At 66.2% G+C, this 12,400-nt stretch carries 13 protein-coding genes; 7 read left to right on the forward strand and 6 right to left on the reverse strand.

Annotated features, from left to right (window positions below; translation table 11 throughout):
• From M511_RS18210 to iolD, 6 genes are all read right to left on the reverse strand, one after another.
• Positions 1-246 (reverse strand): transposase (locus tag M511_RS18210; protein WP_139824639.1); only part of this gene is annotated, 246 nt, incomplete at its 3' end.
• Between the two features lie 107 nt (positions 247-353).
• On the reverse strand, positions 354-1,487 hold the full coding sequence (locus M511_RS18215; protein WP_010400108.1) for a Gfo/Idh/MocA family protein: 1,134 nt from the start codon (positions 1,485-1,487) through the stop codon (positions 354-356).
• A 17-nt stretch (positions 1,488-1,504) separates the two neighbouring features.
• Positions 1,505-2,563: a sugar phosphate isomerase/epimerase family protein gene (locus M511_RS18220; protein ID WP_085503114.1), complete on the reverse strand. Its 1,059-nt coding sequence runs from the start codon at positions 2,561-2,563 to the stop codon at positions 1,505-1,507.
• Positions 2,564-2,565: 2 nt separating this feature from the next.
• On the reverse strand, positions 2,566-3,378 hold the full coding sequence (locus M511_RS18225) for an SDR family oxidoreductase (RefSeq protein WP_010400104.1): 813 nt from the start codon (positions 3,376-3,378) through the stop codon (positions 2,566-2,568).
• A complete protein-coding gene (iolE, locus tag M511_RS18230; RefSeq protein WP_010400102.1) occupies positions 3,375-4,268 on the reverse strand; it encodes a myo-inosose-2 dehydratase in 894 nt (297 codons plus the stop codon). The genes M511_RS18225 and iolE overlap by 4 nt, the downstream gene beginning before the upstream one ends.
• On the reverse strand, positions 4,269-6,140 hold the full coding sequence (gene iolD, locus M511_RS18235; RefSeq protein WP_010400101.1) for a 3D-(3,5/4)-trihydroxycyclohexane-1,2-dione acylhydrolase (decyclizing): 1,872 nt from the start codon (positions 6,138-6,140) through the stop codon (positions 4,269-4,271).
• A 105-nt stretch (positions 6,141-6,245) separates the two neighbouring features.
• Between iolD and iolG the strand changes: the two genes are divergently transcribed.
• From iolG to M511_RS18270, 7 genes are all read left to right on the forward strand, one after another.
• Complete coding sequence (gene iolG / locus M511_RS18240) at positions 6,246-7,253, forward strand: inositol 2-dehydrogenase (protein WP_085503112.1); 1,008 nt, start codon at positions 6,246-6,248, stop codon at positions 7,251-7,253.
• Positions 7,254-7,256: 3 nt separating this feature from the next.
• Positions 7,257-8,687, forward strand: coding sequence for an NAD-dependent succinate-semialdehyde dehydrogenase (locus tag M511_RS18245; RefSeq protein ID WP_010400099.1), 1,431 nt, complete (start codon positions 7,257-7,259; stop codon positions 8,685-8,687).
• Between the two features lie 14 nt (positions 8,688-8,701).
• Entirely contained in the window at positions 8,702-9,508 is an 807-nt protein-coding gene (locus M511_RS18250; protein WP_010400098.1) for an HpcH/HpaI aldolase family protein, read from the forward strand.
• The gene (locus M511_RS18255; RefSeq protein WP_010400097.1) at positions 9,508-10,476 is read left to right on the forward strand and encodes a hydroxyacid dehydrogenase; all 969 of its coding nucleotides are present in this window, start codon (positions 9,508-9,510) and stop codon (positions 10,474-10,476) included. Before M511_RS18250 ends, M511_RS18255 begins: the two co-directional genes overlap by 1 nt.
• A complete protein-coding gene (locus tag M511_RS18260) occupies positions 10,469-10,681 on the forward strand; it encodes a hypothetical protein (protein ID WP_010400095.1) in 213 nt (70 codons plus the stop codon). Before M511_RS18255 ends, M511_RS18260 begins: the two co-directional genes overlap by 8 nt.
• Before the next feature lie 31 nt (positions 10,682-10,712).
• A complete protein-coding gene (locus tag M511_RS18265) occupies positions 10,713-11,837 on the forward strand; it encodes a Gfo/Idh/MocA family protein (protein WP_010400094.1) in 1,125 nt (374 codons plus the stop codon).
• Positions 11,838-11,945: 108 nt separating this feature from the next.
• Positions 11,946-12,400, forward strand: a 455-nt coding sequence (locus M511_RS18270) for a biotin carboxylase N-terminal domain-containing protein (protein ID WP_272491565.1), incomplete at its 3' end; no start/stop codon positions are given.

Raw genomic sequence — 12,400 nt, forward strand, 5'->3', positions numbered from 1 at the left:
ATCCAGGATGTCCTCCCACAGCCCGGCGAGCGTCCAGCGCCGGAACTGCCGGTAGACAGATGACCACTTGCCAAACTCCTCTGGCAGGTCCCGCCAGGGCGCACCGGTCCGCGCGACCCAGAAAATGCCATCCAGAACAAGTCGATGGTCCGCAGGCTTGCGCCCGTTCGGATGCCGGACGGCTCGGATGAAGCCCTCAAAGAATGCCCATTCGTCGTCGGACATCAGATTGCGTGCCAAGGTCACCTCCCACGTAGAGATGATCTTGAATCACAGCCAGACGCGCAGGGGAATCCTTTTTGTCAACACAACCTAGCCCCGCTACGCCTTCCGGCGCGCCGGACCTTCGATTCTTAGACCGCCATGGGCGTCAGCCAGGGCTGGCCCTCGGCCTCGTGGCTGTCCACGACCGCCTCGACGAAGGCCACGCCCTTCAGCCCATCATAGGCCAGCGGCAGGTTCTGCCCCAGCAGGCTGGGCTCGCGTCCTTCTTGCCGCGCGCGGATCGCCTCGGCGAAACCGGCATAGAGATTGGCAAAGGCTTCCAGATAGCCCTCGGGATGGCCGGGGGGCGTACGGATGCGCAACTTGGCGTCCTCGGACAGATCGTCGGCGCCGCGCTTGATAATCTGCACCCGGCCGTCTAGCGGCGTGAAGACCAGCTCGTTCGGCTGCTCTTGGAACCATTGCAGGGAACCATTTTCGCCGAAAACCCGCAGCCGCACGCCGTTGGAATTGCCGATGGCAATCTGCGAGGACCACAAGAGGCCCCGCGCTCCACCCTGATAGCGCATCATGACATGGGCGTTGTCATCCAAGGCCCGGCCGCCCACGAAGGTGGCCAGATCGGCGGTCAGGCTTTCCAGCTTCAGCCCGGTGACGAAGCCCGCCAGGTGATAGGCATGGGTGCCGATATCGCCGATGGAGCCGCCGCGGCCGTTCTTTTTGGGATCGGTGCGCCAGGCGGCCTGCGCATTGCCGGCCTGTTCAATGGCGGTCGCCATCCATTCCAGCGGATATTCGACCTGCACGGTGCGGATCGGCCCCAATTCGCCACGGGCGACGCGGACGCGGGCCTCATGCACCATCGGATAGCCGGAATAGGTATAGGTCACGCCGACAAAACGGCCGCTTTCGCGCGCCAGCTTTTCCAGCGCTACGGCATCCTCCAGCGTCGCGGTCAGGGGCTTTTCACAGATCACGTCGAAGCCTGCCTCGATCAGCGCCTTGGCGATCGGGTAATGGGTGAAGTTCGGCGTGCAGATCGCCACGGCATCGACGCGGTCCTCCCGCGCCGTCTCGCCCGCGATCAGGTCCTGATAGGTGCCATAGCTGCGGGCGGGGTCGAGCCCCTGCGAGATCGCGAAGGCGCGGCCACGCTCGGGATCGACGTCAAAGGCCCCGGCCACCAGCTGCCATTGCCCGTCCAGCCGCGAGGCGAGGCGATGGATATTGCCGATATAGGCGCCCTGTCCGCCGCCCACCATTCCAAGACGCAACATGGTCATTCCTCCAGTCCGAGCATGGCCCGGTTGGCGCCGCGATTGGCGCCGGATTTCACGAAATCGTCGAAGGCGCGGTCCGACACCCGGATGATGTGGTCCGCGATGAACTGCGCGCCTTCGCGGGCGCCGTCCTCGGGGTTCTTGACGAAGCATTCCCATTCCAGCACCGCCCAGCCATCGAAGCCATAGGTGGTCAGCTTGGTGAAGATCGCCCCGAAATCGACCTGCCCGTCGCCAGGCGAGCGGAAGCGGCCGGCGCGCTTCGACCACGGCTGATAGCCGCCATAGGTGCCGGACTTGCCGTCCGGGCGGAACTCGGCATCCTTGACGTGAAAGGTCTTGATGCGCTCGTGGTAGTGGTCGATGAAGGCTAGGTAATCCAGCGCCTGCAACACGAAATGGCTGGGGTCGTACATCAGGTTGGCGCGGGGATGGTTCCCGACCTTTTCCAGGAAATATTCCCACGAATGGCCGTCATGCAGATCCTCGCAGGGGTGGATCTCGTAGCAGACATCCACGCCATGCGCGTCGAAATCATCGAGGATCGGCGCCCAACGCCTTGCTAGTTCGTCGAAACCTTCCTCGACCAACCCCTCGGGCCATTGCGGATAGGGGTAAAGATAGGGCCACAGCAGCGCGCCCGAGAAGGTCACGTGCCGGTCGATCCCCAGCCGCTGCGAGGCGCGGGCGGCGAAACGCAGCTGCTCCTCGGCCCAGGCGCGGCGCGCGGTCGGGTTGCCGCGCACATGTTCAGGCGCGAAGCTGTCCATGATGACATCATGCGCCGGATGCACCGCCACCAGCTGGCCGGTGATATGCGAGGCGAATTCGGTGATCTGAAGGCCGTGGTCGGCCAGCATCCCCTTGATCTCATCGCAATAGGCGTCGCTCTCGGCGGCCTGTTTCATGTCGATCAGGCGCGTGTCCCAGGTCGGGATCTGCACCCCTTTGAAGCCCTTGTCGGCCGCCCATTTCGCCAGGCTGGGCAGCGAGTTGTAGGGCGCGTCATCGGCCGCGAACTGGGCCAAGAAGACGCCTGGCCCCTTGATGGTCTGCATCGTCATGCCTCCAGTTTTGCCGCAGGGACCGGCGCGTCGTCATAGCCGCCATGGACGGACTGGTCGAAGGGGATCACCGCCCCGGTCATCATGCCGCTGTCGTCGGAGGCCATCCACAACACGGCGCGCGCGACTTCCTTCGGGTCGAGGATGCGGCCAAAGGGTTTCTGCGCCGCGGCCCGGTCGATGAAATCGGGGTCGCCGGTTTCCGACAGCACCAGCGCACGTTCGTGGTCCGAGTTCATCCAGCCGATATCGAGCTGGTTTACATGGATCCGGTGCCGCATCAGCGCAAAACCAGCATGGCGGGTCAGCGTCGCCAAGGCCCCCTTGGACCCCGCATAGGGCGCGAGGAAGGGCTGGCCCACCAGCGCGGACATCGAACCGATATTGACGATGCGACCCTCGATCCCGTCGCGGGTCATCACCTTGGCCGCGTCCTGCATCAGGAAGAACGGCGCGCGGGTGTTGACCGCGAACATGCGGTCGAAGAGTTCCGGCGTGGTGTTCAGCAGGTTGCCGCGGTCGGTCAGGCCGGCGGCGTTGACCAGAATGTCCACGCGGCCGAAACGCTTGTCGGCGGCGGGGATGATAGCCTGCACGTCCTCGATCTTGCCCAGGTCGGCGGCGACCATCTCGACCGGAATGTCGGTCGCAGCCGTGATTTCGGTCGCGACCGCCTGCCCTTTCTCGACGCCTCGGCCGACGATCACGATGCCCGCCGCACCGGCTTCGGCAAAAAGCCGCGCGATGGCCGCGCCAAGCCCTTGCGTGCCGCCGGTGACGACGGCGATCTTTCCATCAATGCGGTTCATTTCACCACCTCATAGCCAGCCGCCGCCATCACGCGTAGCAGCTCCTTATGCCCCTTTTTCGCCATCTCCAGCGGCGGGTTCGCCACCGGGTCCTGCTCGGCCTCGACCACGAACCAGCCCTCATAGCCCTTGGCCGCCAATGCCTTGACGATGGCCTCGAAATCCAGCGAGCCATCGCCCGGGACGGTGAACGCGCCCTTGATCACCGCATCGAGGAAGCTTTCGCGCGAACGGTCCAGCCCGTCCACGACTGCACGGCGGATGTCCTTGGCATGGACATGGCTGATGCGGGCATGGTGGTTCTCGATCACCCGCATCACGTCGCCGCCGGCAAAGGCCATGTGACCCGCGTCGTAGAGCAGCGGCACCGAAGAATGCTTCATGAACAGGTCAAGTTCTTCCTCGGTCTCGACCGCTGCCGCCATGTGGTGGTGATACGAGATCGGCATCCCCTGCCTCGCGCACCAATCGGCAAAATCGCTGATCTTGCGGCCATAGGCGGCCATCTCGACCTCGGTCAGCTTCGGCTTGGTGGCCAGCGGCGCGGAACGCACGCCCTGGATGGAGCGCGCGGTCTCGCCGTAGACAATGCAGGGCGCGCCCGCAGCGATGAAGAATTCCATCTGTTGCGCGATGCGATCCTTTTCCGCCTCGATATCGCCGTCCAGCAGCAGGCCCGAGAACCAGCCGCCGCAGACCGAGACGCCGAAACGGTCGAGGATCGGCCCCAGTTCGGCCATGTCCATCGGAAAGCGACGGCCGGTCTCCATGCCGGTGAACCCCGCCTCGGACGCCTGCCGCAGACATTCCTCCAGGCTGACGTCATCGGACAGTTCCGCCAGGTCGTCGTTCCACCACGCGATGGGCGCGATGCCAAGCTTTGCTTTCATTTACACACCCAGACGCTGCGCTTCGCGGATCTTTTCCTGCGCCGCACGGGCGGCGCGGACGGTCTCGAAATTCGAGATCTCGGGCACGCCGACATCCCAATCCGCATCCCCCGGCACCCATTTCCAGGCATCCGAGACGATCGAGATCACCGTCACCCCGTCATGGGCCAGCGCATCCGTCATCGCGCCCTCCAGATCGGCCAGGCTTTCGGCCTTGACGGCGCGGGCGCCCATCGCCTCGGCATGTTTCACGAAATCGACATGCAGCGGGTTGTCGCGGTTCTGGATCCGGCAATCGGCGAGCAGGTTGTTGAAACCGGGCACACCCTTGGCCTGCTGAAGCCGGTTGATGACCGCGAAGCCGCCGTTGTCGCAGACCACCACGACCATCTTGTGGCCGGTCAGCGCCGCCGAATAGATGTCCGAGTTCATCATCATGTAGGTGCCGTCGCCCAGCATGACGATGGGCGTGCCGCCGGTCGCGCCCGGCCCCTCCTGCGCCATGGCGCAGCCCCAGCCCGCGGCGATCTCGTAACCCATGCAGGAAAAGCCGAACTCGCAGTCGAAGGTGTTGGGGTTCTTGACCCGCCAGCCCTTGGTCACCTCGCCCGGCGTGCCGCCCGCCGCAGCGATCAGCGTGTCGTTCGGCCCGGCGACCTTGTTCAGCACGCCGACAACCTGCGCATAGGACGGCACCAGCTCGTTGGTCGGCGCCTGATGCTCGTCCAGCAGCTTGTTCCATTCGGCGAACAATTCCTTGGCCTGCTTCATCAGCCCAGCGTCGGCCGCCCAGTCGCCAAGCGCCGCGTCCAGCTCGCCGATGGTTTCCAGCGCATCGCCGACCACGGCCAGCGAACGGTGCTTGATGGCATCGAAGCGTGCCGCGTTGACCGAGATGAACCGCGCATCCTCGGCAAAGGCCGTCCAGGAGCCGGTGGTGAAATCCTGCAGCCGGGTGCCGATGGCCAGGATCACGTCGGCCTCTTTCGCCAGCGCATTGGCCGAGGTCGAGCCGACGATGCCGATGGGTCCGGCATGGACCGGATGGTCATGGGTCAGCGCGCCCTTGCCGGCGATGGTCTCGACCACCGGGATGCCGCGCTTGGCGGCGAAATCCGCCAGGGCGTCCTCGGCCAGCGAATAGCGCACGCCGCCGCCCGAGATGATCAGCGGCTTCCTGGCCGTTTTCAGCAGTTCGGCCGCCGCCGCGACCGCATCGCGGTCGGGACGCGGGCGCGGGATCGACCAGACGCGCGGTTCGAAGAAAACCTCGGGGTAATCATAGGCCAATTCCTGCGTGTCCTGCGCCAGGCCGATGAATGCCGGGCCGCAATCGGCGGGGTCCAGCATGGTCGCTACCGCCTGCGGCAGCGACTGGATCAGCTGCTCGGGCAACGTGATGCGGTCCCAATAGCGCACGACCGATTTGAAGGCATCGTTCGCGGTGATGGTCGGGTCGCCGAAATGCTCGACCTGCTGCAGCACCGGATCGGGCAGGCGATTCGCGAAGGTGTCGCCCGCGATCAGCAGCACCGGCAGGCGGTTCGCCATGGCGACGCCCGCCGCCGTCACCATGTTCAGCGCCCCCGGCCCGATCGAGGTCGCGGCGACCATCAGCTGGCGGCGACGCTTGGCCTTGGCGAAGCCGATCGCGGCCAGTGCCATGCTCTGCTCGTTCTGGCCGCGCCAGGTCGGCAGTTGGTCCTGCACCTGCTCCAAGGCTTCGGACAGGCAGGTCACGTTGCCATGGCCGAAGATGCCGAAGACGCCCGCGAACAGCGGGACACGCGCGCCCTCGATCTCGGTGAACTGGTTGCAAAGGTAACGAACAAGGGCCTGGGCCATGGTCAGGCGCACGGTCTTGCGTGGCATCTCGCCTCCTCCTGCGGATGGTGTTTTTTCAGACGATACGGAATGATGATTGACAATGCAATAGTTCTGCAATGATTATTGCGAAACGAATTTCGGGAGGAACCCATGACAGGAATCGCCGTCCTCGGCACCGGCCGCATCGGTCGCATGCACGCCGAAAACATCGCTGCCCATCCGCGCGCCCGGCTGGCAGGCGTCTATGACATCCATGCCCCCGCAGCAGCCGAAGTCGCAGCCCAACTGGGCGTGCCGCGTTTCGATTCGGTCGAGGCGGCGCTGGCCTCGGCCGAGGTGGATGCGGTGCTGATCGCCAGCTCGACCGCCACCCATGCCGATCTGATCGAGCAGTCCGTCGCGGCGGGCAAGGCGATCCTGTGCGAAAAGCCCATCGACCTGTCGCTGGACCGGGTAAACGCTTGTGCAACGAAAATTGCCGGCACCAGCCTGCCGATCATGCTGGGCTTCGTGCGCCGCTTCGACAGTGGCCATGCCGGGGTCCGGAAGGCCATCGAATCGGGCCAGATCGGCGAGTTGCATCAGGTCACCATCACCTCGCGCGATCCCGGCATGGCGCCCGACGCCTATATCGAGGCCTCGGGCGGCATCTTCCGCGACATGACCATCCATGATTTCGACATGGCCCGCTTCATCCTGGGCGAGGAGGTGACCGAGGTCACCGCCACCGGCTCGCGCCTGGTCGACCCGTCTCTGATGCAGCGTTGCGACGACTACGACACGGTGACGGTGGTGCTGAAGACCGAATCGGGCAAGCAGGCGATCATCACCAACTCGCGCCGCGCGGTCTATGGCTATGACCAGCGCGTCGAGGCTTTCGGCAGCGCAGGCATGGCGATCTCGGAAAACCGGGCGCTGGATCATGTGCGGCTCTATGGTGCGGAATTCACCGACCGCGCCACGCCGCTGAAGAATTTCTTCATCGACCGTTATGCCGATGCCTTCGCGGCCGAGATCAGCGCCTTCGTCGATGCCATCGAGCAAGGCAAGCCGGTGCCGGTCGGGTTCGAGGACGGCCGGCAGGCACTGCTGCTGGCCGAGGCCGCGATCCTTTCCGCCGCCAAGGGCCGCACGGTCGCAACCAGGGAAATCGGATAAGCCATGTATTCGCAATTCGGACTGTTCATCGACGGAAGCTGGACCCAGGGCACCGCCAGCGGCGAGGTCATCTCTCCGGTCACCGAAAAATCGTTGGGCCAGTTGGCCCTTGCCACGGTCGAGGACACGAAGGCGGCACTGGACGCCGCAGCCCGCGCCCTGCCGAAACTGCGTGAGATGGGCGGTTTCGGCCGCGCCGACGCGCTGCACAGGGCCGCGGACGAGATGATCCGCCGCGCCGACGAGGCAGCGCGGATGATCTCGGCCGAGACCGGCAAGCCTATCGCGCAGGCGGGCCGCGAATGGGGCCTTGCCTGCGACCAGTTCCGCTGGTTCGCCGAGGAGGCGCGCCGCATCTATGGCCGCATCGTCGACAGCCGCGTCCCCGGCGGCCGTTTCGAGGTGACGCGCGAGCCGGTGGGCATCGTCGGCGCCTTCACCGCCTGGAACTTCCCCGCCGCCTTGCCCGCCCGCAAACTGGCTCCGGCGCTGGCCGCCGGCTGTCCGGTGGTGCTGCGCCCGTCCTCGCAGACGCCGGGCGTGGCGATGGTGATGGTCGACTGCCTGCGTGCGGCGGGACTGCCCGACGGCGCGGTGAACCTTGTCGTCGGCTCGACCGGCGCAACCTATGCGCCGATCATGGCGGACAGCCGGGTGCGCAAGGTCAGCCTGACCGGCTCGACCCGCGTCGGCCAGCAGATGATCCGCGATGCCGCCGATACGGTGAAGAAAGTCTCGATGGAGCTTGGCGGCAACGCGCCGCTGATCATCCATGACGATGCGGACCTGGAAGCCGCGCTGGACCTGACCGTGCCGACCAAGTTCGCCAATTGCGGGCAGGTCTGCGTGACCCCGGACCGGATCTTCGTCCATGACAGCCTGCACGACGCCTTCGTGGACGGATTCGTTTCGCGGGCGGCGCAGATCAAGCTGGGCGACGGGATGGACCCCGACACCGGCATGGGCCCGCTGATCAATGGTGGACGACTGGCGGAAATCGAGGAAATCGTCGCCGATGCCGTCCGCGCCGGGGCCAAGCTCGCGCATGGCGGCAAGCGTCCGGCGCATCTGAACAGCGGCTTCTTCTTCGAGCCGACGGTGCTGACCAATGTTACCGACGACATGAGGGTCTTTGCCGGGGAGAACTTCGGTCCGATCGCCGCCATCACCCGCTTCTCGACCGAGGACGAGGCGCTGGCGCGCGCCAATGCGTCCGACATGGGGCTTTCTGCCTATGCCTTCACCCGCTCGCCCGACCGGGCGCGGCGCATGTCGGCGGGGCTGAAGGCCGGCATGGTCGGCATCAACAGCTTCGCGCTGGCCGCATCCGAGGCGCCCTTCGGCGGCACCAACCATTCCGGCATGGGCCGCGAGGGCGGCATCGAGGGGATCGAGGATTATCTCGACACCAAGCTCGCGCAGATCGTGTTCTGAGGGGAGGAAACGCGATGTTCACCAACAAGCTCAAACAGCAATGGGCCGAGGGGCGCGCCGCAATCAACGGCTGGCTGTCCATCGGCAATCCGCTGACCGCCGAGATCATGGCAGCGCAAGGCTATGACAGCATCACCATCGACGCCCAGCACGGCGCGCTGGACTACAGCGCCGTGCTGCCCATGCTGCAGGCGATGCGGGCGTCCGGCGTGACGCCGATGGTCCGCGTGCCCTGGCGCGAACCGGGCGCGATCATGAAGGCGCTGGACGCCGGCGCGCAAGGCATCATCTGCCCGATGGTGAACTCGGCCGAGGAGGCGGCGGAATTCGTCAGCTACATGCGCTATCCGCCGCATGGCCAGCGCAGCTTCGGCCCGACCCGCGCCACCTTCGCCTATGGCGGCTATGGCGTGGCGGCGAACGATCAGGTGCTGGCGCTGGCGATGGTCGAGACCCAGCAGGGCATGGACAACCTGGACGCCATCGCGGCGACGCCCGGCCTCGACGGCATCTATGTCGGCCCGGCAGATCTGACGCTGGGCACGCAGGAAGGCCGCCTGCCCCCCGCCTTCGACCGCGAAGAGCCCGAGATGATCGCGCTGCTTCAACGGATCAAGGACGCCTGCAAGGCGAACGGCATCCGTGCCTGCCTGCATTGCGGCACGCCGGAATATGCCGCCAGGGCCATCGGCTGGGGGTTCGACCTGACCACGGTCGGCGGCGACACCCGCCTGCTGGCCGGTGCGGCCGCCGCCTCGGTCGCGACCTGGCGCGACCTGACCGGCTCCGCCCCCGCCTCTGCCACGAAAGGAGCCTATTGATGCCGCATCTCCTTGTTGCCGGAAAGCTGCATCCCGCGGGAGAGGCGCTGCTGCGCGAACTGCCCGCACGCGGCATCACCGTGGATTACGTGACCGAAGTTTCGGAACCTTCCTACGCGCCGTTGATCCACAAGGCCGACGCGCTGGTGATCCGCACCCAGCCGCTTTCGGCCGCGACCGTGGCCCTGGCCAAGCGGCTCAGGGTCGTCTCGCGTCACGGGGTCGGCTATGACGCGGTGGATCTTGCCGCACTCAACGACCGCGGCATCGCGCTGACCATCGTCGGGGACGTGAACTCGGTCTCGGTGGCCGAACATGCGATGATGCAGCTTCTGGCGGCCGCCAAGCGCGTGCTGCTGGCCGACCGCGCGGTGCGTGACCCCGGCCAATGGGGCTGGCGCAACCGGCTGGAACAGCGGGAAATCTCGGGCAAGAACCTGCTGATCATCGGCTATGGCCGCACCGGGCAGCGCCTTGCCCGCATGGCCGCCGGCTTCGAGATGACGGTCCGCGCCCATGACCCCTATCTTGCCCGCAAGGGCTGGCCCGAAGGTCCAGTCGCGGAGGCTGCCGATCTGGATGAGGGGCTGGCTTGGGCCGATTGCATCTCGATCCACGTGCCCAGGGCCGACAAGCCGGTGCTGGGGGCAAGGGAGATCGCCCTGATGAAGCCCGGCGTCGTCCTTGCGAATACGGCGCGCGGTGGCGTGGTGGACGAGGCGGCGCTGGCCGAAGCGCTGGCCTCGGGCCAGGTCGGTTCTGCCGGGATCGATGTCTTCGACGAAGAGCCGCCCGGCAGCTCGCCCTTGTTCGAACAGCCGACCGCGGTGCTGTCGCCCCATATCGCCGGGCTGACCGCCGAATGCGGCGAACGCATGGCCATCGCATCCATCCGGAACGCGCTCGACTATCTGGACGGCACGGTTGATCCCGGTCTCATCGTCAATCCGACTTTCGCCCATGCTTGAGAACCTGCGCCGCCGGCTCGCGGAACTCGGCGACAGCGTCGGACAGGCGACGGATCTGCGTTACGGCAGTGCCGCATTCATATCGGACCTGCCGCAGCGCCTGGAGCAGGATCCTCCAGCACCGTCGCGCAATGGCCCACCACCGCACAGCCGTGCCGAAACCCTGTCAATCGGTCGTCTCGTCCGCCATCTGGATGGCGGCTGAGTGCAACGTCACTTCAAACCGGATACTGCCCATGTCTGACAAACCCGTCCTGCGTATCGGCCTGATCGGCACCGGCTTCATGGGCAAGGCCCATGTCTTCGGTTTCGCCAGCGCGCAGAAGGTCTTCGACCTGCCTTACCAGCTGGAACTGCATACGGTCGCCGACGTCACCGAGGACGCCGCCGCCCGTGCCGCCGCCGATTTCGGCTTTGCCCATGCCACCGCCGACTGGCGCAGCATGGTCGCGGACCCCCAGATCGACGTGATCGACATCACCGCCCCGAATGCGCTGCACAAGGAGATGGCCCTGGCCGCCATTTCCGCCGGCAAGCATGTCTATTGCGAAAAACCGCTGGCACCGCTGGCCTCGGACGCGCGCCAGATGGCGGATGCGGCGGCGGCCAAGGGCGTCAAGACCCAGGTCGGCTTCAACTATCTCTGCAACCCGATGCTGCGGCTTGCGCGCGAGATGATCGCAGCGGGCGAGCTGGGCGAGATCCGCGGCTATCGCGGCCTGCATGCCGAGGATTATATGGCCGATGCCGACGGCCCCTGGACCTTCCGCCACGATCCGGCGGGTGGCGGCGCGCTGGCCGATATCGGCAGCCATGCGCTGGCCACGGCGGAATTCCTGCTCGGCCCGATCGCCGAGGTGATGGGCGATTGCATCACGATGATTGGCCAGCGCCCCGACGGCCAGGGCAACATGCGTGCCGTGACAGTGGACGATGTCGGCCGCGCCTTCCTGCGCTTCGCGAATGGCGCGCAAGGCTCCATCGAGGGCAACTGGATCGCCACCGGCCGCAAGATGCAGCATGATTTCGAGGTCTACGGCACCAAGGGCGCGCTGGCCTTCAGCCAGGAGCGCTTCAACGAGCTGCATTTCTATTCGACCGCCGACGCGCCCGGCCGGCGCGGCTTCCGCCGCATCGAGGCCAGCCCCGACCACCCGCCCTATGGCCGCTTCTGCGTCGCCCCCGGCCATCAGATCGGCTTCAACGACCTGAAGGCCATCGAGATCGAGGGCTATCTGCGCGCCATTGCCGGCGAGATCCCCGAGCCTTTCGGCTTCGCGGCCGGTCTGCGTATCCAGCGGCTGGTCGAGACGATCCAGCGCTCCTCCGCCGCGCGGCAGTGGATGGCCGTCACGGCCTGAGAATCCGCTGCCGCCTCCCTCCCGCGGCATCGGCTGGGGCGCTCCTCGCCCCTTCCCCCCGGGGTGCCCAGCTGCGCGCCGGGCACCCACCTTTCGAAAGGGCTCTGCATGTTCCGGAAGATTCTTGTAGCGAACCGAGGTGAGATTGCGATCCGCGTGATGCGGGCGGCAAACGAGCTTGGGAAGAAGACGGTCGCAGTCTATGCCGAGGAGGACAAGCTGAGCCTGCACCGCTTCAAGGCGGACGAGGCTTACCGCATCGGCGGCGGCCTGGGGCCGGTGGCGGCCTATCTCAGCATCCCCGAGATCATCCGCGTCGCGAAGGAATCCGGCGCCGATGCCATCCATCCGGGCTATGGGCTTCTGTCCGAGAACCCCGATTTCGTCGATGCCTGCAAGGCGGCGGGGATCACCTTCATCGGGCCGAGCGCCGACACCATGCGGGCGCTCGGCGACAAGGCCTCGGCGCGGCGCGTCGCCATCGGCGCCGGCGTGCCGGTCATTCCGGCCACCGAGGTCTTGGGCGAGGACATGGAGGCGATCAAGACTGAGGCCGCGACCAT

This window comes from Paracoccus sp. J56 (genome assembly GCF_019633685.1).
GTDB lineage: Bacteria > Pseudomonadota > Alphaproteobacteria > Rhodobacterales > Rhodobacteraceae > Paracoccus > Paracoccus kondratievae.